General features: G+C 73.2%; 9 protein-coding genes and 1 pseudogene. 4 read left to right on the top strand and 6 right to left on the bottom strand.

The features are described from left to right. The first annotated feature begins 146 nt into the window (after positions 1-146). Positions 147-653 carry a GNAT family N-acetyltransferase gene (locus AC3ET4_RS22915; protein ID WP_431952368.1) on the top strand — a complete coding sequence of 169 codons (507 nt, stop codon included), beginning with the start codon at positions 147-149 and terminating at the stop codon, positions 651-653. Between the two features lie 270 nt (positions 654-923). Here the strand turns inward: AC3ET4_RS22915 and AC3ET4_RS22920 are convergent, their stop codons facing one another. Beyond that, positions 924-1949: an IPT/TIG domain-containing protein gene (locus tag AC3ET4_RS22920; RefSeq protein WP_431952355.1), complete on the bottom strand. Its 1026-nt coding sequence runs from the start codon at positions 1947-1949 to the stop codon at positions 924-926. A 1082-nt stretch (positions 1950-3031) separates the two neighbouring features. On the opposite strand from AC3ET4_RS22920, the gene AC3ET4_RS22925 reads away from it, so the two are divergent. Then, on the top strand, positions 3032-3778 hold the full coding sequence (locus AC3ET4_RS22925; RefSeq protein ID WP_431952356.1) for an IPT/TIG domain-containing protein: 747 nt from the start codon (positions 3032-3034) through the stop codon (positions 3776-3778). 258 nt (positions 3779-4036) lie between these two features. On the opposite strand, the gene AC3ET4_RS22930 is transcribed toward AC3ET4_RS22925, so the two are convergent. Further along, positions 4037-5590, bottom strand: a complete 1554-nt coding sequence (locus AC3ET4_RS22930; protein WP_431952358.1) for an alpha/beta hydrolase — start codon at positions 5588-5590, stop codon at positions 4037-4039. Between the two features lie 785 nt (positions 5591-6375). Between AC3ET4_RS22930 and AC3ET4_RS22935 the strand changes: the two genes are divergently transcribed. Beyond that, a complete protein-coding gene (locus AC3ET4_RS22935; protein ID WP_431952360.1) occupies positions 6376-6939 on the top strand; it encodes an IPT/TIG domain-containing protein in 564 nt (187 codons plus the stop codon). Between the two features lie 419 nt (positions 6940-7358). Here AC3ET4_RS22935 and AC3ET4_RS22940 read toward each other — a convergent pair whose 3' ends face one another. From AC3ET4_RS22940 to AC3ET4_RS22955, 4 genes and pseudogenes are all read right to left on the bottom strand, one after another. Further along, positions 7359-8408 (bottom strand): alpha/beta hydrolase, encoded by a 1050-nt coding sequence (locus tag AC3ET4_RS22940; RefSeq protein WP_431952362.1) that lies wholly within the window; start codon positions 8406-8408, stop codon positions 7359-7361. Between the two features lie 73 nt (positions 8409-8481). After that, positions 8482-13728, bottom strand: coding sequence for an SDR family NAD(P)-dependent oxidoreductase (locus AC3ET4_RS22945; protein ID WP_431952370.1), 5247 nt, complete (start codon positions 13726-13728; stop codon positions 8482-8484). 636 nt (positions 13729-14364) lie between these two features. Further along, positions 14365-16449 (bottom strand): annotated as a pseudogene (locus AC3ET4_RS22950) (type I polyketide synthase); the annotation flags it as partial. Then, complete coding sequence (locus tag AC3ET4_RS22955) at positions 16449-18425, bottom strand: fatty acyl-AMP ligase (RefSeq protein ID WP_431952364.1); 1977 nt, start codon at positions 18423-18425, stop codon at positions 16449-16451. The gene AC3ET4_RS22955 and the pseudogene AC3ET4_RS22950, both read right to left, overlap by 1 nt. 1247 nt (positions 18426-19672) lie before the next feature. Here AC3ET4_RS22955 and AC3ET4_RS22960 point away from each other — a divergent pair. Next, positions 19673-21172 carry an MFS transporter gene (locus AC3ET4_RS22960; protein ID WP_431952366.1) on the top strand — a complete coding sequence of 500 codons (1500 nt, stop codon included), beginning with the start codon at positions 19673-19675 and terminating at the stop codon, positions 21170-21172. Positions 21173-21520 lie beyond the last annotated feature (348 nt).

The raw sequence follows: 21520 nt of genomic DNA on the forward strand, positions 1-21520 counted from the left end.
TTCGGCGGGTCTCGGTGTGGTCGCGGGCGCGGTGGTGGGGCCTGCCCCGGGCCGTCGGTGCACGGGGCGCGGGCGGCGCACGCGGCGGCCGGCCGGCGGGCGGCCGGCGGGCGATCCGGTTCGCCTCTATCGTTCCTGTCGTGACCGTGCTGCGTGGCGCCCTCGTCGTTCTCCGCCCCGCCACCGGCGAGGACGTGCCGGCTCTGGCCGTGATCCGGGGGTCTGGTGAGGTGCGGGCCCGCTGGAACGGCGGGGAGGATCTCGAGGCGGATGTCGCGGCCGGTCTGGACGACCCCGGCACGGCGTGTTGGACCGTCCTTCACCGGCAGCGGATCGTGGGCATGATCCAGTGGTATGCCGAGGAGGATCCCGACTACCGGCACGCGGGGATCGATCTGTTCCTCGATCCCATGGTGCACGGCAGGGGTCTGGGCGGCGACGCGGTGCGCACGTTGGCCCGCCATCTCGTCGACGACCGCGGCTACCACCGTCTGGTCGTCGACCCGGCGGCCGACAACATCGCGGCGATCCGCTGTTACGCGAAGGCCGGTTTCCGGCCGGTCGGTGTCATGCGGCGGTACGAACGCGGCTTGGACGGGACCTGGCACGACGGCCTGCTGATGGATCTGCTGGCCACCGAGCTGGTGCGCTGATTCGTCCGCGCGCTGCTGCCGGCGGCGGCCGGCTTGTGCGTCCGGGGGCTGCCCGGTGGCATGTCCGTGGTGGAGGGGCGTCGCCTGCTGGTGCTGGGCGAGCCGCCGCTCAGGTGGAACGCGGATCGGTTCTTCCCTGCCGGGCGGGCACGGCGGACCTCACCGGTGTCGTTTGCGGCGGCGAGGCGGCCGCGTGGTGCGCCCGCACCGTGTCCGTACCGGGACCGGCGGCTGCGCCTGCCGGCCCGGGCGGGGGGCTGGGGGCGGGGTTCAGATGGCGGGCGGGGCGAGTCGGGTGTGGGTCAGGGTGGTGCTGGTGCCGCCGGGGGTGGTGACGGTGATCGGGGTGGGGCCGGCGGTTCCGGCGGGCGCGGTGGCGGTGATCTGCGTGTCGGACACGACGGTGAAGGCGGCGGGGGTGCCGCCGACTGCGACGGCGGTGGCGGCGGCCAGGCCGGTGCCGGTCAGGGTGATGACGGTGCCCGCGGCGGTGGGGCCGCTGTGCGGTGTCAGGGCGGTCAGGGCGGGAGCGGCGAGGTGGGTGTAGGCGACGGGGTTGCTGGTTCCTCCCGGTGTGGCCACGGTGATCTGGGTGGGGCCGGCGGTTCCGGCGGGCGCGGTGACGGTGATCTGCGTGGCGGACACGGCGGTCAGGGCCGGTGCGGGGCTCGTTCCGAACAGGACGGCGGTGGCGCCCAGGAGGTGACTTCCCGTCAGGGTCACGGTGGTGCCGCCGGCGGTGGGGCCGAGGGCGGGGGTGGCGGCGGTCAGTGCGGGCGGGGCGGCGTGGAAGAAGTAGGCGCTGGTGGAGGCGGCGCTGGTGCCGCCGGGGGTGGTGACGGTCACCGGGGCGCCGCCCGGGGTGCCCGGCGGGGCGGCGGCCGTGATGCGGGTGGGTGAGTGCACCGTGAACGAGGCGGCGGGGGTGGCGCCGAACCGTACGGCGGTGGCGCCGGTCAGGCCGGTGCCGGTGAGGGTGACCAGGGTGCCGCCGGTTGCCGGGCCGGTGGTGGGGGCCAGGGCCGTGACGGCCGGTACCTCGGCGGTGGTGTAGGTGAAGGTGACCTGGTTGCTGGTGCCGTCCGGGCCGGTCACGGTCACTTGGGCGCCGCCCGGGGTGCCCGGCGGGGTGAGGGCTGTGATCTGGGCGGTGGAGTGCACGGTGAACGAGGTCGCGGGGGTGCCGGCGAACCGTACGGCGGTGGCGCCGGTCAGGCCGGTGCCGGTGAGGGTGACCAGGGTGCCGCCGGTTGCGTGCCCCTGCGAGGGGCTGATCGCGCTGACCGTGGGAGGCATGTGTGCTCCTTTGAGAACCTCGTGCAACGGCCCGGCCGGGGTCGGCGCAGGGCCCGTGCGGGGCCCGTGCGGGGCCGGGGCAGGGGTCGGGCGCAGAAGGCGGTGGCGGCCGCCTGGGGAGGTGCGGGGCGGGCCGCCTGGGGTGGTCCGGCGGCGGGGGGCCGGTCTGCCCGGTGCGGGGCGGGGTGCCGTGTGCCGGCCACGGGTGCGGCGGGCGGGGCGGGGCGGGCCGTGCCGTCGGCGCGGGGAAACGGCGAACCGCCGGCCGTCCAGCTCCTTTCCCCAGCCTGGAATGAGCGGCTTGCCTGCGGTTCACCGCCCCAAGTGAGCCATAGGCCCGCTGCCGAGAACAAGGCCGGTTTGTGAAAATCACCTGTGCGTGCCACATGGATGTTCCGCCGTGTTCGCGAATGGGCCCGGGAAATGTCCCGGGTCATGTTTTTCGTGACGGGACCGGGGCCGTGGGCGTGGTGGTGGAAAACGGCTCCGGGTGCGGTCCGGGTCGGCCGGGGGCCGGCCTGGGGCTGCGCTGGTTCTTGCTGCTTCACGTGGCCGGCGGGCTCGCCCCTCCCCATGTCCCGGCGAAGGAACGGGGCGGGCCCGCCGGTGATTTCAGTGATCCACACCGGCTGCGGGGGCGGCAAGCCGCCGGGTCGCGGATCACTCCAAGGGAGCAACGCTTCTGTCCGGTGGTGGTTTTTGAGGGCGGGGCCCGCGGGCGCGGAATTCGGCACGCCGGGAAGAAGGAGGATGACCGCCCGCACGCCGGGCGCACACCGCGGACAAAAATCGCGTCAGAAAGAGGAATGCGAAAGGTTAGTGCTCCGTACACGCCCCGCCGATCGGGTGACTTCGTGTGCGGGGTCTTGTTCGCGGCGTGTCGCTGCTGCGATCACTGGATCAGGCCACCGGGCAAGGCCCGTTGGCACGTGCGATGCGGTTGTACGCACGCCGGTCCCCGCCACAGGTGTCCCCGCGGTGTCCCACCGTGGTGGACGGCCGGGGACGGCCGCTCGGCCCGCCGCACGGTGGCAGGCAGTACCGGCTCCATCCGTCGCGTTCGACTCGTCAGGAGGCTTGTCATGCCTATCTCGCCGAACCAGGGATCCACCGGGGGCGGCACCCTGGTGACCATCACCGGCACCAATCTCGCCGGCACCAGCGCCGTCCGCTTCGGCAGCAAACTCGCCACCGACCTCACTCAGGTCTCCCCTACCCAGGTCACCGCTGTCTCCCCGTCGGGAACCGGCACCGTCCCGGTGACGGTGACCACCCCGGGAGGCACCAGCAACCCGGTGCCGTTCTTCTATGTCGGCGCCCCGTTCAAGACGGGCCTGAGCGATGTCGCCGGGCCGCTGGCGGGAGGCAACACCATCACTCTCAACGGCACCGGCCTGTCCACGGCCACCAGTGTGTCCTTCGGCGGAGTCACCGCCACGCCGACGGTGATCAGTGACAGCCAGATCACCGCCGTCGTGCCCGCGGGGGCGGCCGCCGGCCCGGTCGGGGTCAGTGTCACCACCGCCGGCGGCACCAACAACGGCCTGTCCTACACCTACGTCGACGCGCCCACCGTCACCGCGCTCGTGCCGACTTCCGGCCCGACTTCGGGGGGCACCGCGGTGACCCTCACCGGCACCGAACTCGACAGCACCGAGTCGGTGACCTTCGGCGGCACCCCGGCACCGTTCTCGGTCATCGACTCCACCACCTTGTCCGCGGTCACCCCGCCCGGCGCGGCCGGCGCGGTCGACGTGGTCGTCACCAACCCTGCCGGGTCCGACACCGTCACCGACGGCTTCACCTACGTGGCAGGACCCGGGATCTGACCCGCCGACGGCGCGGCGGCCCCACCCCACCGGCCGTGCGCCCGGCTCGGATCCCGCACGGGCGGCGGGCCCCCTTCCCGCCGCCCGTTTCCCCCTGTGCCCCCGCCCGGCGCCGCGGTCTTCCGCGGTGCCGGGCGGGGGCTTGGTGTGACGCCGTGGCCCCGGGCACACGCTCGGCGGCGCCCGCACCCCGATGGCCTGCGGCGGCGCGGGCGGTTGGCGGCGGCGATCCGGTTGGCGGCGGCGCGGCCGGTGGCGTCAGGTGCACACCGCCGGGGCGGAGGGGAGCCGGCCGTGCAGCAGGTAGCGGTCGACCGCGGCGTGGACGCAGGCGCTGCCCTGCTGGTAGGCGGTGTGTCCGGCGCCGTCGTAGGTCAGCAGCCGGGCCGTGGGCAGTCGGCGGGTCAGGGCCTTGGCCCAGGCGTAGGGCGTGGTGGGGTCGCCGGTGGTGCCCACGACCAGGACGGGTGCTCCCCCGGTGTCGGTGAGGGCCTGCGGGAACTGGGTGGGCGGGGCCGGCCAGTGCGCGCAGGCCGGCAGCAGTGCCGCGACGAAGTCGCCGAACTGGGGGGATGCCTGCCGGAATCGCGGTAGTGCGGCCGCGGTCTGGGCCGCGGTCAGCCGGGCGCTGAGGGTCGCGCTCAGGCAGCCGATCGCCAGCAGCGCGTCGGTGGTGCCGCCGGAGGTGTCCCGGTCGGCCAGCAGTCGCTGCAGTGCGGTGGTCCGGCCGTCTTCGGCGTCTGCCAGGGCGGCGCGCAGGTCGTTCCAGGCGGGGGTGCGCAGCGCCGTCATCACGGCGCTGATGACGTCGTCGCCGGTGACGGAGATGTCCTTGCCGGCCCGTAGCGGGCTGCGGTTCAGTGTCGTGCGCAGGGTGTCCAGGGCGTGGTCGGCCTGCTGGGGCGTATCGCCGAGCGGGCAGTGGGGGCGGGTGGCGCAGTCGGCGGCGAAGGCGTGCCAGGCGGCCTGGTAGGCCTTCGCGGAGTCCAGCAGCGAGCGGTATCCGTCCAGGGCCGGGTCGACGGCTCCGTCGAGCACCATCCGTCCCACCCGGGAGGGGAAGAGGCGGGCGTAGGTGGTGCCCAGGTAGGTGCCGTAGGACACGCCGAGGTAGTGCAGGTGCCGATCGCCGAGCAGGGCGCGCAGGACGTCCATGTCGCGGGCGGTGTCCTGGGTGCCGACGTGGGGCAGCAGGCGCCCGGCACGGTCCTGGCAGGCGGCGGCCACCTGCCGGTAGGCGGCGTCCCAGGCGGCGACGTCGCCCGGTGCGGTGGCGGGCAGCGTGCGGACGGCGCCGGGCGTCGCGCCGGGCCCGCAGGTGACGGGGGTGCTGTGCCCGACGCCGCGCGGGTCGAGGGCGACCAGGTCGTAGGCGGCGCGCAGGGCCGGGGAGATGCCGTCGGCCAGGGCCCACAGGCGGTTCATCGCGCTCTGGCCGGGGCCGCCCGGATTGAACTGCAGGGACCCGGCGCGGTGCGCCTTCGGCCCGGTCGCCTTCAGCCGGGTCGCGGCCACGGTGATGTCGCCGGAGCGGGGGTGGGCGTAGTCCAGCGGCACGGTGAGCGTGGTGCACTCGAACGACGGCTGCTGCGCGCACGGCGCCCAGTACAGCCGCTGCCGGTAGTACCGGTCCAGTGACGGGTCGGGCGTGCTCGCGGCGCCGGCTGCCGCGCGGGCCGCGGGGGCGGCGGCGTGGGGGGACGCACCGCGCGGCGGGCCGGTGGCGGTGCAGGCGGTCAGCAGTACTGCGGTCGCGGCCAGTGCCGCCACCGTCGTGTGTGTCTTTCGCGAGCGGGCAGCGTTCCTCGCCATCGCCACGCCTTCCTCGGCCGCCATGGTCAAGAGCACCGGGTCTGCCGGGGGTTGCCGCGCCGGCACGACCCGACCAGGGGGGCGGTGGTGGGCCGCCCGCACAGCGCCCCGCCGTGAGGTGGGGGCGGGACCAGCCCATCACATCCGCCCGAAAGACGGGCGGACGAAGTGGGCCGAACCGGTGACACCCGCCTGCCGGCAGGTCCGCCGCCCGCGGTGGCCTGCGCCGCCGGGATCGCGCAGAACCACCGGCACCCTGCCCCACCCCGCCGGGCCCTCCGCCCCGCCCGGGCCCTCCGCCCCTGGGCGCCCGCTTCCGGGCGCCCGCCTGCCTGCCGGCCGCCCGCTGGTCGGTGGCGCGGCGTGTGCGGCCCGACGCAGAGAACGCTTACAGCTCGCCCTTTGGGATGAAAACGGTTTCCCCGATGCTGTTTTGGCCGAGGATTTCCTGGCGGCCGCAGCGGCGTCGCGGCACCGGGATCGGGTTTTCGGTCTCACCCACGGGGTTGCCGCACCGGCCGGCCACCCGGGCACGGAACTTCCAGGGACTCCAAGTAGTCTTTTCGATAGGCTAGTTGACGGATCGGGGAAGGAATGTGCGGCCGGTTGTTCCGGCCGTGCGGAAAACGGCTCGGCGCGGCTTCAAACCGCAGGCCAGGGAGCGTTGGGGGCAGCGGGAAGCGCTGGAGGAAAGTCATACTAACGCCTGTGTGTTTTTCTGACGCTCCATCAATGATCGTCGTGGACATTGTTGTTGTCGGTTCGTCATTTCTACGCTGAGGAAAATGCCGACCGCGCCTTTCTGGTGGGCGGTCGGCGTCAACCACCATCCGAGAGAGGTGAGTTCCTTGGCACCGATTCTTCTGGCGGTCGTGCCCTCGCAAGGGCCTGCGGCCGGCGGCAATACGACCACGCTGATCGGCGTGGGCCTGTCCGGGGCGACCGCGGTCAATTTCGGCGGCGTCCCGGCCACCACGTTCACCGTCCAGTTCGACGGGGCGATCCTGGCCACCGTTCCGCCGGGCGTCGGAACGGTCCCGGTGACGGTGACCACCCCGTCGGGCACCAGCAACACCAGCAACTACACCTACCAGGCTCCCGCTCTTCCGACGATCATCGCGCTGGTCCCGCCGATCGGGCTGGCGATCGGCGGGGTGCCGGTGCTCATCGTCGGCACGAACCTCGCGGGCGCCACCAGCGTGCAGTTCGGCGCGGTGCCCGCGTCCAGCTTCACCGTTCTGGGTGACGGCGCGATCCTGGCCACCTCACCCCCCGGATCCGGGACCGTCCCGGTGACGGTGACCACCGCGTCGGGCACCAGCACCCCGGCCAGCTTCACCTACCTGTAGTCGGGGGAACGGCCCTGCCGTGCCGGCCGCCGCGGGGAGCGGGCGCCGGCGCGGGCGAGCAAGGGCCGTGCGTGATTCCCCCGCTTGCGGGAGCGCGCCCGCCGTGCGGGCCCTCCAGCGGGCTCCAGCCGAGGCGGAATCTCGGCTGGAGCCCGCCGTCATGACCCGCTCACCGCTTCAAGCGGCTGGCTTCCCACCCGAGGGTCGCGGTCCGGCCCGCACCGGCCCCTTTGCGGGGCAAGGAGAAACTACCAAGCGCGCAGCGCAGCCGATCCCCCGTCGTTCGAGCCGGCGAGCTCGCCGCGGCGGCGTGAGGCCCTCGCCGGCACGGCGACCGGGTCCACGACACGGCACGGGCGCGGCGCCGCGTCGGGGTGCGCTGCCGGGCGTGGCGCGCCGGGGTGCGGTGGGGGTGCGGTTCAGCGGGCCAGTACGGTGCTGACGGTGGGCCAGACGATGTGCAGTTCGCGTTGCCAGTAGGGCCATGAGTGGGTGCCGCGGGGGTAGATGTGGGTGGTCACCTTCACTCCGGCGCGGCGCAGGGCCTGGCTGTAGCGGTAGGTCTGCAGGGGCAGGGGGGTTTCCAGGATCTGGGCGAGGGCGTCGTCTTTTTTGTCCAGTGGGCCGGGTTTGCCGTTGCCGGCCGAGAGGTGGACCTGGGTGCCGCGCATGCGGTCGGTCATGCGGATGGGGTTGTGGGAGGCCCAGAGTTCGGGTTGGTCTTCGGGGGTGCCCCACACGCGGACGGGGTCGAAGCCTTCGCGGACGCAGGAGGCGACGATGGCGGCGCGGGATGCGGTGTCGGAGGTGTCGGTGATGCCGCTGAAGGAGCCGGCGTAGCGGAAGAGGCCGGGGTGGCGGGCGGCGTAGTTCAGGGCGCCCAGGCCTCCTTCGGACAGGCCGATGACGGCGCGGGAGGTGTTGGCGCGGTAGCGGCGTTCGATCAGGGGCAGGACTTCGTCGATGTGGAAGGTCTCCCAGCGGGGTGCGTCGGGGCGGTCGTAGTCCCACCAGTCGCTGTAGTAGCCGGCCCGTCCGCCGTCGGGCATGACGACGAGGAAGTCGGAGCGGGCGGCGAGTCGTTCGACGTCGGTCTCGCGGGTCCAGGCGGTGTAGTTGTCGCTGACGCCTTGCAGCAGGTAGAGGACGGGGAAGCGGCGTTTTGGGTGGCGGGAGTAGTGCTTGGGCAGCAGGACGCGCACCGGGAGGGTCTTGCCCATGGCCGGGGAGTCGATCGTCAAATCCCGCATCAGGGCGCTGAGCCGGCGGACTTTGGTGATGCGGGCGCCGTCGTCGCCCGTGGGGTCCGGGGGTGGTTGGGGGGCGGCGGTGGCCTGCGGGGCGAGGGCGGTGACGGCCGCTGTGGCCGCGGCGAGCAGGAGTGCCAGGTGGGGCCGGATACGTCGGCGGGTGCGGTGTGAGGGGGTGCTGCGGCGTGCGGGGGCGGTGTCGGGATGCGGTGAGGTCATGGCGGGGCGTCCCTGGGGGCGGCGGGCGTGGCCGGTGGCGTGGCCGGTGGCGGGGCCGGTGGCGGGTCGGGGGTCAGGGGTGCTGTGCGAGGGCGGTGTCCAGGTGGTCGGCCACGAGGGTCACGTGCGGGGGGTCGATCATCGACAGGTGGTCGCCGGTGACCGGGACGATCTGCAGGTCGGGGCAGTACTGGGCCCATCCCAGGTCGGCCTGGTCGCGTAGGTAGCGCGGGTCCAGGGCGGTGGTCAGGGGCTGCGGGTCCTGTGCCCGGTACAGCACGGTGCGGCCGGGGTAGGGGCGGGGGCGGTAGCGCTCTCCGACGCGTGCGTCGAGGTAGGAGGTGCGCTGGTGCTCGATGATGGCGGGGCTCATCTGGCAGCCTGCGGCGGCGATGTCGCGCAGGACGACGTCGATCTGTTCGTCCTCGGGCACGCGGGCCAGGTCCTGGTGGGACAGCTCGATGCGGTGTCCGTAGGTGGTCTGGACGTACTGGGCGAAGCGTTCGAGGCGGTCGATGAGCAGTTGCCGGTCGTCCAGGCCGGGCAGGGCCGCGGGCAGGATCGTGTCGATCAGGCCGAGGAAGCCCGGCTGGTGCCCGTCGTGGTGGAGCTGGCAGGCCGCTTCGTAGGCCAGGCAGCCGCCGAAGGACCAGCCGAGCATGTGGTAGGGGCCCTGCGGCCACAGTCGGCGCATCAGGCGCAGGTAGTGGCGGGCCTTGTCTTCCATGGTGGCCGCTTCGGCGACCCGGTCCAGGCCGTAGACGGGCCGGTTGGCGGTCAGCAGGTCGACCAGGGGCCGGTAGACGGTGGTGGGGCCGCCGGCGGGGTGGAACACGAACAGGGGTGCGGCGTGGCCGGGGGTGGGTGGTTTCAGGACGCGGACTTCGCTGCCGGTGGTGCCGTTGACGGCCGGTCGGATGAGGTCGGCGATGGCGGCGACGGTGGGGTGGGCCGCGATGTCGGGGCCGGTAAGGGGGGTGCCTAGGTGGTGGAGGCGGGCGTTGACGGCGTCGGCGAGTGCCTGTGCGTGGTGGGGGTCGCGGGCGTGGGGCAACTCCTGCAGGACGCCGGGGGCGGCGGTGCCGGTCAGGTGCTGGTAGACGCCGGCGACCAGGCGTTCCGCGGCGTCGCGGGGGGTCAGGACGGTGGGCAGGGCGGGGGTGGTGTGGTGGGTGCCGGTATGTGCCGCCCCGGTGTCCGCCGCCCCGGCGGTCTTCCCGGCGGGGGCCGCAGGGGTGGGGGTGGGGGGGGTGGGTGGGGTGGTCGTGCCGGTGCCGGGAAGGCCCAGGGCGGTGACGACGGCGTCGGTCAGGTCGGTCAGGGTGGCGCCGCGCAGGGCGAGAGAGGCCGGCAGGACGATGCCGAAGTCCTGGCGGACGGCGTTTTGGATCCGCACGGTCATCAGGGAGTCCAGGCCGAGATCGGTCAGGGGGACGCGGGCGTCCAGGCGGTCGCCGTCGTAGCCCATCACGGCCCCGGCCCGCCGCATCAGGCGCTGGTGGACCACGTCGCGGGCGGCCGCTCCCAGGGCGGGCAGGGCGGCCGGGCCGGGCCAGTCGGTGTCGGCGTCGGCGTCGCGGATCAGGTCGGCGAAGTAGGGCACGGCCTCCAGCCCCGGGAAGGCCGCCGCGATCCGGGCCGGGTCCAGGCACAGGACGCCGAGGTGGGGGCGGGTCTGGGCGAGCAGCAGTTGCAGGGCGTCCAGGCCCTGGTCCTCCTGAAGCGCTTCCATGGGCAGGCGTGCGGTGTCGGGGACGGCGCCCAGGCCCGCCCACGGCCCCCAGGCGATCGAGGTGGCCGGCAGGCCGTCGGCGTGGCGGTTGCGGGCCAGGGCGTCCATCCAGGCGTTGGCGGCGGCGTAGGCGGCCTGCCCGGGGGACCCGGTCAAGGCGGCGGCGGAGCTGAACAGCAGCCACCAGTCCGGGCGGTGGCCGCGGGTGGCCTGGTGCAGATGGCGGGCGCCGGTGGCTTTGGCGGCCATGACCAGGTCGATGTCGGCGGCATCCAGTTCGGTGATCGCGCGGTCGTGGAGGACGCCCGCGGCGTGGGCCACCCCGGCCAGGGTGTGGCCGGCCGACAGGGCCGCTGCCACCAGCATGCCGGCGGTGGGTTCGGCGGCGATGTCACCAAGGACGACCTCCACCTGGCTGCCGTGGCGGCGCAGTTCGTCGATGACGGCCGACGCGGGCCCGGTAGCGGGACGCCGGCCGCACAGCACCAGACGGCCCGCTCCTTGTTCGGCGAGCCGGCGCGCGGTGGCCAGTCCCAGGCCTCCCAGGCCGCCGGTGATGATGTAGGCGCCGTCGGGCCGGGCGAACCGCGCCGGTTTCCCGGCCGGCGCGCTGTGCGGGTCGGCGGGTGCCAGACGGGCCAGCAGGCGGGTTCCGGCCCGCCAGACCACCTGGTCGGCGTCGGAGGCGGCGAGCAGTTCACGGGGCAGGTCGTCGGCCAGAGCGGGGTCGCCGTCGACGTCGACGACGGTGGCGCGCAGGGCCGGCTGTTCCAGGGCCAACACCCGCACCAGGCCGGCAAGCGCCGCCCGGTCCGGATCGCCGTACTCCCCGGCGGTGGTGGACAGGGCGCGTTCGGTGACCAGCCACAGCCGGGGCGGTGCCTGGTCGGTGGCGCCGGCGGCCAGGTGCCGGGCGACGTCGGCGGCCGCCCGCACGGCGTGACCGGGGTCTGCCGGCTGCGGCCGTGCAGGCCCGGTGAACAGCATCACGACATGGCGGGGGCCGTCACCGGCGTCTTGGCCCCAAGAACGCAGCAGGCCGGCGATCGCCTCCGGCCGGTAGCCGTCACCGGTGACGGTTCCGCCGTGGGCCCGCAACGCCTCGGCCAGAGGTTCGGTGAACCGGCGGGCCTCGAGGCCGGAACCGGGCATGGGGGTGAGCAACAGCCAGTGCGCCGGGTCGATGTCGTGCGGAGCCGGCAGGGCGGCCTTGGTCCATGCCGTCTCATAGGTGATGTCACGCAGGGCACGCGGAACATCGCCGCGACCGGGAGCAGTGAGGGTCACGCCGTGAGCGTGCAGCACGGGCCGGCCCTCGGCGAAGGCGGTCACCTGCCCACCGCCGGCGGCGGCATGAGAACAACAGCCGTCGGCGGGCAGGAGGTGCACCTGACAGCTGACACCGTCGATACCAGCACCGCCACGGGTGTGGGTGTGGGGATGGGGGTCGGGCGTGGGCAGGTGGACACAGGCGACCGCGGTCGGGAACAACGCGGCACCACGGGCAGGTTCCGCACCAGGAGCGGATGAGGCGACGGGCACGACCACATCCGGCACCGTGGCCGGCGCCGGCGCGGTGGCAGCGGTCAGCGCCATGGCCGGCGCTGGCGCCGGCGTTCCCGCCGTGGCCGGCTCTGGCGCCGGCACGATATCCCCCGCCGGCGTTCCCGCCGACACCGCTGCCCTGCCCGGTGCCGGCGCCGTGGTCGGCGCGGTGGCCGCTGCGGGGGTCGGTGCCGTCGCCGTGTCCGCTGCCGGCGCGGTGGTGGGTGCGTGCAGGCAGGCGTCCAGGAGAGCCAGGCGGGCGGCGGGGGCTTGCGGGTCGGCGTGCGCGGTGCCGGGGGCGGCCTGGGTGATCCGCACGGCGGGCTCGGTGTCCGGGGCCGGACGCGTCAGGCGTGCCGGGAAGGGCTCACGGGTGACGCGGGCGCGGGCGTGGCAGCGCCAGGCACCGGACGGGGACTGGGTGTGGATGCTGACGTCGGCGGCGTCGGGGCCGGCGGGCTGCAGCCTGGTGGTGACGGTGGTGCTGTCGGTCAGGGGAAGCAGCCGGTCCAGTTCCAGGTCGTGCAGGGCCAGGTCACCGGTGGTGACGGCCAGAGCGTCCTCGGCGGCGGCGAGGAACATGTGGGCGGCGGCGGCCAGGCTGAGGACCGGCGTGCCGTGCAGCAGCCGCTCCACGCGGTTCCAGCCGCCGGTGCCCACGTCCCCGTGCCACAGCACGTGGTCGGTGCCGGGGACCTCGACACGCCGGCCCAGCACGGCGTGCCCGCCGCGGTGGCGGGCCGCGGGCCTGGAGCGGACCCAGTGCCGGCTGTGCCGCCACGGCCAGGAAGGCACGATCACCCGGGGGCCGGCCGGCCACAGCAGACCGCCGCCGCTGCCGCCGCAGGCCAGATGCGCCGCGGCCAGCGACGCCCGTACCTCCAGCAGCTCATCGCCGTCACGCCGCAACGAGGGCAGCACCACGAAGGGCCCGGGCAGGACCGCTTGCAGCGTCTCACTGACCGGCAGCGCCGCGATCGGGTGAGGGGAGATCTCCACGAACAGGGTGTGACCGGCGCCTGCGGCAGCGGTGACGGCCTGCTGGAAACACACCGGCCGGCGGGTGTTGCGGCACCAGTACTCCAGGTCGGCGACCACGGGCGCGGCCGGGTCGTCGACCGTGCTGTACCAGGGGACCTGCGGGGTGCGGGGGCGCAGACCGGACAGGTGGGCGCGCAGCACGGGCAGGACGGCGTCGACCGCGGCGGAATGGCCGGCGCCGGTGACGGCCAGCGCTTTGGCGGCGTAGCCGGCCTGCTCCAACTCCGCGAGGAGAGCGGCGACGGGCCCGGCCGGGCCGGTGACGGTGCAGCGCCGCGGGGAGGCATACACCGCGATGTCCACCTGGGGGTGACGGCGCAGCAGGTGGGCGCGGGCGTCGTCGGGGAGCTCGACGGCGGCCATCGCGCCGCCCCCGGCCTCGTCGACGGCGGCAAGGGCGCGGGCGCGGTGCACCATCAGGCGTACCGCGTCCTCGACGTCCAGGGCGCCGGTCACCACGGCGGCGGCGACCTCGCCCATGGAATGGCCGATGACCGCGGCCGGGGTGATGCCGTAGGCCTGCCAGGTACGGGCCAGGGCCAGTTGCATGCCCAGCAGCAAGGGCTGGGTGCGGTCCACCGCGCTGGTCCGGGCGCCGTCGTCGATCAGACAGGTCAGTGTGGTGCCGGTGACCGCGGCGAAGACCGGGTCCAGATCGGCGACCGCGGCGGCGAAGACGGCATCACCGGCGAGCAGCCGCTGTCCCATGCCCGGCCACTGCGATCCGTAACCGGAGAACACGAACACCGGGCCGGGCCGCTCACCGGGTGCCTCAGCCGGTTGCTCCGGCACCCGGTGAGGAGCGACGACAGCCGGGCCCGTCTGGCCACGGGCCAGGTCACGCAGCTGCCGGATCAACTCGACGCGGTCCCGGCCGACCACGGCACCGGCCACCGGCCCACGACGCCGGGTGGCCAACGTGTGGGCAAGGCCACCCAGGTCCGCCTCGCCACCGGCAGGGGTGGCCAGCCAGTCCGCCAAAGCCGCGGCCGCCTCGCCCACACGCGTCTCCGACCGAGCCGACACGACCAGCACATACGGCACCCGCCCCGTGCCGCCCGACCGACCAGAATCCGGGCCGGACGCCGGGGCGGACGCCGGGGCGGCCCCCGCACCGGACGCCGCATCGGTTCCCACATCGGCCCTCGTGCCAGACCCCGCATCGGCCCTCGTGCCAGACCCCGCGTCGGCCCTCGTGCCAGACACCGCACCGGACGCCGGGGCGGGCCGCGGGGCGGCGGACCCCGTGCCGGTTGCCGGCCCGGAGTTCGGGCCGGGCGCCCGGTCGGCCCCCGCGCCAGACCCCGCACCGGACGCCACATCGGTTCCCACATCGGCCCCCGCGCCAGACCCCGCACCGGACGCCACATCGGTTCCCACATCGGCCCTCGCGCCAGACCCCGCACCGGACGCCACATCGGTTCCCACATCGGCCCCGGGGTTGGCCCCCGGACCAGATCCCGCGCCGGACGCCGGGGCGGACCGCGGGGCGGCGGACCCCGCGCCGGTTGCCGGCCCGGAGTTCGGGCCGGGCGCCCGGTCGGCCCCCGCGCCGGGCGGCGGCGTGGACAGCGCGCCGGGCGAAAGGGGACCGGGCGAACGGCGGCCGGCAAGCGGTACCGGCGCCGGGGCGGTCAGGACGACGTGAGCGTTGGTGCCGCCGAACCCGAACGCGGACACCCCGGCTGCCGCGACCCGGTCCCCCAGGGCCGGCAACGCCGTCGGCACGGCGACCACCCGCAGCCGCCCGGCGTCGAAATCGATGTGCGGGTTGGGCGTACGGAAATGCAGACTGGGCGGCACCGTCCCGTGATGCAACGCCAGTACGGTCTTGACCAGACCGACCAGACCCGCCGCGCCTTCCAGATGCCCCAGGTTGGTCTTGACCGACCCGATCAGCAACGGCCGGTCAGACCCACGACCCCGACCCAGAACAGCCGCCAGCGCCCCGGCTTCGATCGGGTCTCCCAGCAGCGTCCCCGTACCGTGCGCCTCCACGTAGTCGATGTCCGCCGGCTCCACACCGGCACAACGCAAAGCCGCCCGCACCACCTGTTCCTGCGCGGCCGGATTGGGCGCCATCAACCCCGCCGAACGCCCGTCGGAGTTGACGGCACTGCCCCGCACGAGAGCAAGGACGGTGTCCCCGTCCCGTTCGGCGTCGGCCAACCGCTTCAACACCACCACGGCACAGCCCTCACCCCGGGCGATACCGTCAGCGGCAGCATCGAACGCCTTGCAGCGGCCATCAGCAGCAAGCGCGCCCGCCTGGTCGAACGCGGCAGTGACCGCCGGCGACAACAACACGTTGACACCGCCGACCAACGCGGTGTCACACTCCTGGCTGCGCAGGCTCCGGCACGCCTGATGCACCGCCACCAACGACGCCGAACAAGCCGTGTCCACGGTGATACTCGGCCCACGGGCATCCAGCAGATACGACAGACGATTCGCGACGATACTGCCGGCCGCGCCCGTACTGGTCCACGCGGTCACCGCCGCCGGATCAGCAGTGGTCAGATGACCGTAATCCAGCGAACTGAGACCGACGAACACCCCCGTAGCGCTCCCGGCAAGTCCCCCAGCGGGAATCCCCGCATGGTCCAAAGCCTCCCAGGCCACCTCCAGCAACAGACGCTGCTGCGGGTCCATGGTCTCGGCTTCCTTCGGCGTGATACCGAAAAAATCGGCATCAAAGGCCGCGACGTCCTCCAGGAAACCACCCCAGCCCGTCGTACGCGCCAACACCTCCGCCGTCGTGGCCGAACCATCCTCGAAATCACGCCACCGGCCCTCGGGCACAGTCCCGATCATGTCCCGGCCGGCCAGCAGCGCCCGCCAGAACTGCTCCGGGCCCTCGATACCCCCCGGCAGGCGACACCCGATCCCCACCACCGCGACCGGCTCCCGCTCCGACAACCCCACACTCGCAGCCGCGCCCACCGGCGCAGCCACGACAGCAGCCCGAGCCGCAGCCGCGTCCCCCACCACCGACGGCACGACATGCGAACCCGAAACCACATCCGACGCCGCAGCCGGTGCCGCAGCCGGTGCCGGATGCGAGCCCCCGCCTGACGCCGCACCCGAGGCCGCAGCCGGGGCCGGAGGCAAGGCCGTGTCTCCCACCAGGTCCGGTGCCGCAGCCGCAGCCGCACCTGATGCCGAAGCCTGGGACGGGGCCACATCCGAGGCCGGCCCTGGATGCGCGGCCGCAGCCGGGGCCGGAGGCAAGGCCGTGTCTCCCCCCAGGTCCGGTGCCGCAGCCGCAGCCGCACCTGATGCCGGAGCCTGGGACGGGGCCACATCCGAGGCCACACCCGGGGCCGCATCCACGGCAACATCCGGGGCCGCAGCACAAGCCGGCTGCGAGGCCGCGTCCGGTACCGAAGCCCACGCGGCGTCTCCCACCGCGTCTGCCATCGCGTCTCCCACCGCGTCTGCCATCGCGGCCGGTGAGGTGGCGGTCAGCGAGGCGACCAGTGCGTCGATGGTGGGGTTCTCCCACAGCAAGGTCGCCGGCAAGCGCCGGCCCACGACCTCCTCCAGCCGGCCCGACAGGTCCACCGCATCACGCGAGGTCAGCCCGTACTCAGCCACCGGGACGTCATCGCTGAGGCCTGCCGGGTCCACCGCACAGCACTCCCCGACCCACTGACGCAGCAACGCCCGCAGCCGCACCGCCGAGACTGCCTCGCCGCCCTGCCGGCCGCGGCCCCCGCTCATCAACGCTCCTCCCCGGCACCGGCACCAGCACCGGCACTGCCGGACAAGCAACCCTGCAGATAGTGCTCGCGGCAGGCACTGCGGGCCACCTTCCCACTGGTGGTCCTGGGCACACCGTACGGAGCAACGAGAACGAAGTCATGGACCGCCACCGCATGGGCACCGGCCACCGCTGCCCGCACCGCCCGGGTCACCTCCTCCCGGTGACGGTCGGGATCGGTGACCTGCCGGACGTGCTCGGCGACCACCACCAACCGCTCACTGCGTTCACCAGGCACCGAGAACGCCGCAACGTGGTCGGGGCGGATCACCGGATGCGCGCCCTGCACCGTCACCTCGATGTCCTGCGGATAGTGATTGGTGCCATCGATGACGACCAGATCCTTGATCCGGCCGGTGATGTACAACTGCTTGTCATACAGCAGGCCCAGGTCACCGGTCCGCAACCAGCCCCCGGCATCCTCACCACCGGCCAACACCGCGCCGAAGACCCCATCGCTGTCCCGCACACGGCCGAAATAGCCCTGCCCCACATTCGGGCCCCGCACCCACACCTCACCGACACATTGATCCGGCACCCGGCACCTGGTGACCGGGTCGACGATCGCAATGTCCTGACCTACCGTGCGCCCACACGCCACCAACTGCGTCGCCGCCGCACCCGGCTCCACGACCTGCCCACGACCAGCCGCCAACGCCACCCGGTCGAACGCCGTCACCGCCGGCTCCTCCCCCGCCGGACACGCAGCAACGAACACCGTCGCCTCAGCCAGCCCATACGACGGCCGCATCACCGAACGCAGCAACCCCGCACCGGCAAACGCCTGATGGAACCGCTGCACCGTCTGCGCCCGCACCGGCTCACTCCCATTGATCAACACCGCCACCCGCCCCAACGACAACCCGTCGCGGTCCTCCTCACGCACCCGGTCCACGCAATAGTCGAAAGCGAAATTCGGCGCCGCCGCCACCGCACCCGGATACCGCGACAGCAACCGCAACCACCGCAACGGCTGCTGCACAAACGCATGCGGCTCCATCAACACCGACGACACACCCCCCACCACCGCCATCGCCACCTGCAACAACAACCCCATATCGTGGTAGAGCGGCAACCAGCCCACCACGGTGTGACGCCCGCCCTCCATGTCATACGCCTCAAGCGCCTGCCGGGCATTGGCCACCACATTGCTATGCGTGATCACCACACCCGACGGCATCCTCGTAGAACCCGAGGTGTACTGCAGATACGCCACGTCCCCCACACCCGGCACCGGCGTACGAACACCTCCAGACGCAGGACCGGCAGCAAAGGCAGAACCAGAGGCGGCATCAACGGCAGACGCGGACACCGACGCCGCAGTGAAAGCGGAAACAGGATCAAAGACAGACGCCGGAGCCGAGACAGATCCGTCAGAAGCAGACACAGAGCCAGACGCCGAGCCAGACGCGGTGCCAGACGCAGGGGCGGGGGCGGGGTGCGGGGGCGTCAGCAGATCCTCCACCGCCACGACCGAAACCGTCAGACCGCACTCAGCGACAAACCGCTGCACTGACCCGGCCTCCTCACGCCGGGTCAGCACCATCTGCGGAGCGCAATGCCGCAACGCCGCGGCCAGCTTGTCGCGGTGACCGGGCAACGCCGGCGGGAACAAGGGAACCGCGACCGTCCCCGCACTCACCGCGGCGAGGAAACCGATCACATACGCAAGGCTCTGCGAGGCCACCACCGCCACCCGCGCACCCGGCGAACACCGCGCATGCAACACCGCGGCCACCACACCACAACGATCGGCCAACTCCCGCCAGGTCACCGCCGACACATGCTCGACATCCCCCACCCCGAAATCCACCACCGTGAACGCGGGCTCATCCGGACGCATCCGCACACAACACGCCAGACACTCCGTCAACGTCGCGCCCTGAGCCCACGACGGCCGCGGAACCAAACCATCAACGCCGCTGTGCTGGGACACCGCTCTCCCCCTTCGAGGAACCGGTCACGACACCCGTCCCGCCCGGCCCGGCACGGAAAAAGCAAAAGGGCGGCGACACAGAACACACCATCCCCGCGCAGCAACGCGGAAACGAAGCCAAAACTAAGATCGAAAAGGTAAATGACCCGACTTTTACAGTCAAACTTCACGTATGCCGTGTCGCACCCGCCCCACACCACAACCCGCCAGGCACACCAGGTCGAACAGCCCCCCGCAGACGATCACCACACCACCCGGACGGCAGCCCCCAACGCACCCACCCACCCGCACCGGCCCCCCGACACCCCCGGCCCAGCCCCACACACCACCCCAGCCCCACGCACAGCCCACCCCGACCGAACACCCCCGACCGAACACCCCACACCACCCCGCCCCCGGCCCCACACACGACACGAAACCGGACACCACCACCCCCACCCACCCCACCGGCCCGACACCAAGGGCGTGCCCGCCCCACGCACAAGACGATCACCCATCCGCACACGCACCCCCACCCACAACCTGCGACCGCACCCCCACCCACCACACCAGACAGGCCGCACCAGACGGGACCGGCCCAGGCCGCACCACCGACAGGGCCGACACGACCAGGCCGGCAAGAACCCGGCCCAGCACCAGGCCGCACGGGACCGGACCACACGGGGCCGGCGCAACCGGGGCCGGCGCAACCGGGGCCGCACAGGACCCCAGCTGCACAAGACCGGCTGGGACCGGGCCGCACAGGACCGCATAGACCCAGACCGCACGGCCCCCACGGGGACCAGGCCGCAAGGACCACGCGGACCGGACCACACACGACCCGGCCGCACCGAACCGGCACGACCCGGCCGCACAGGACCGGCCGGAGCCGGACCACACGGGGCAAGACCGCACGGCAGCGGGGCACACCGGTCGCACGGGGCAAGACCGGACCAGGACGGGGCCGGCAGGGAGGGGCGGGCCGGACCAGGACGGGGCCGGCAGGGAGGGGCCGGCAGGGCGAGGCCGGCGGGGCGGGGATGCTCCGTCGCCACGGCGTAGGCAGACCCCCGGACGAAGACACCGACCGCAGGCCGCGCCGCCAGGCCACCGCACCGGCCCGCAGCGGCACACCGTCGGCGTGCCGTGGCAGGGCGGGCCGACCACCGCCCTACCATCGGCACACACCCTTAAGTCCCGCCCGCTTCCCTGCAGCGGCGGCCCCGGTCCTTCCCGTGTACTTCCTCCCCGCCAGACAGGAACGACGTATGCGACGGCCACCAGGCCGGGGCGTGCTGGCCGCGGTCAGTTGCGCCACCTTCCTGACCGCGCTGGACGCCACCGTGGTCACGGTGGCCCTCCCCCAACTCCGACGCGAACTCCACCTTCACCAAGCAGACCTGGAATGGGTGGCAGCCGGCTATCCCCTCGCCTACGCGTCACTGCTCCTGATCGGCGGCCGCACCGCCGACCAGCACGGACACCGCACCACCCTGCTGACCGGCACCGCCCTGTTCACCGCCGCATCGATCCTGTGCGCCCTCGCCCCCACCGGCACTCTCCTGATCGCCGGCCGGCTCCTGCAAGGAGCAGCCGCCGCCTTGATCTTCCCCGCGGCACTGGCAGTGGTCACCCACGACCTGCCCGACACCCTGCGCACCACCGGGGTCGGCCTGCTGACAGCCACCGTGGCCGTCGCCCTGGCCACCGGCCCGGTGATCTCCGGCGTGATCACCGAGCACCTGGGCTGGCCCTGGCTGTTCGCCCTCAACGTGCCCCTGGCCGCCGCCGCATGGGCCACGCTATGGGCCACCATGCCCCGCCCGCCCACCGGCCGCCCCCACCCCGCACACGACGCCCACGACACCCCCCTGGACCTCGCCCTGGTCTGCCTCGCCCTGGCCGGCTGCGCCTACAGCCTCATCGAAAGACACCGACAAGGACCCGCCTCACCAGCCATCTGGACCGCCTGGAGCATCACAGCCGCCGCCCTGACCTACGTCGTCATCCACCAAGCCACCACCCCCACCCGCCTGCCCGCCATCACCCTGCTCCGCAACCGCACCTACGCCGGCGGCATCACCGCCCAACTCCTATGGGGCCTCGGCGTCAACGGCATGTTCTTCTTCACCGCCCCCTACCTGACCCACACAGCAGGCCTCACCCCCACCACAGCCGGCCTGGCCTTCACCCCCATCGCCGCGACTCTGCTCCTGCTCACCCCCCTCCTCCCCAAAGCCATCACCCGCTACGGCCCGAGAACCACCGTCACCACCGGACTGGCCACCATCGCCACCGGCATGGCCTACCTCGCCTACCTCGCCCCCACACCCCATCTCCCCCTCCTCCTGACCGGCCTCGCCCTCCTCGGCGCCGGATCCGCCCTCACCATCCCCCTGACCACCCACGCCCTCACCAACACCCCCCACACCCACGCCGCAACCGCCGCCGGCCTCTACACCGCCACACGCGAAGCCTCCGGCACCCTCGGCATCGCCATCATCGGAGCCATCACCACCCTCCCAGCCACCAACCACCCCATCGAATGGGCCCACACCTACCGCACCGCCCTCACCACCGCAGCCATCCTCATCACCACCGCCATCCCCCCAGCCTGGTGGGCCCTCACCCCACACCACCCCACCCCCAAACCCACCACCCCCCACCCACACCCCGACACCACCCCACACACCAAACCCCCCGACCCCGGCCCCGACACCCACCCCGGCCCCAGCACCGACCCCAGCACCGGCACCGGCACCACTTGACCGCCGCCCAACCAACAGGCCCCGAACACAAGAGACCAGCGGCCAGACATACAGCCCGTCGGTGTCCGGGTAGTTCAGCCGCTTCAGGGCTGGCGCAGACCTGGCTGTCGGCGAGCACGACCGCGAGATCCTCAAGGACCCATACGAACCCCGCTGCCGGGACCTCCGCCACGAAAACCCTGCCTGCATGGCATGGATGCCTGACCAGGTGTTCCTTGCGCCAGAACTGAAAAGCCAGTACCAAGCGATCCGCGTCATGGCAGAAGATGAGCGCTCACGTCGTCGGCGGTGGCCCCCAACTAAGGAACCGGTACCGACTGCGGAACTCGTACTGCGTCCATCCCGTGA

This window comes from Actinacidiphila sp. bgisy167 (assembly GCF_057707665.1).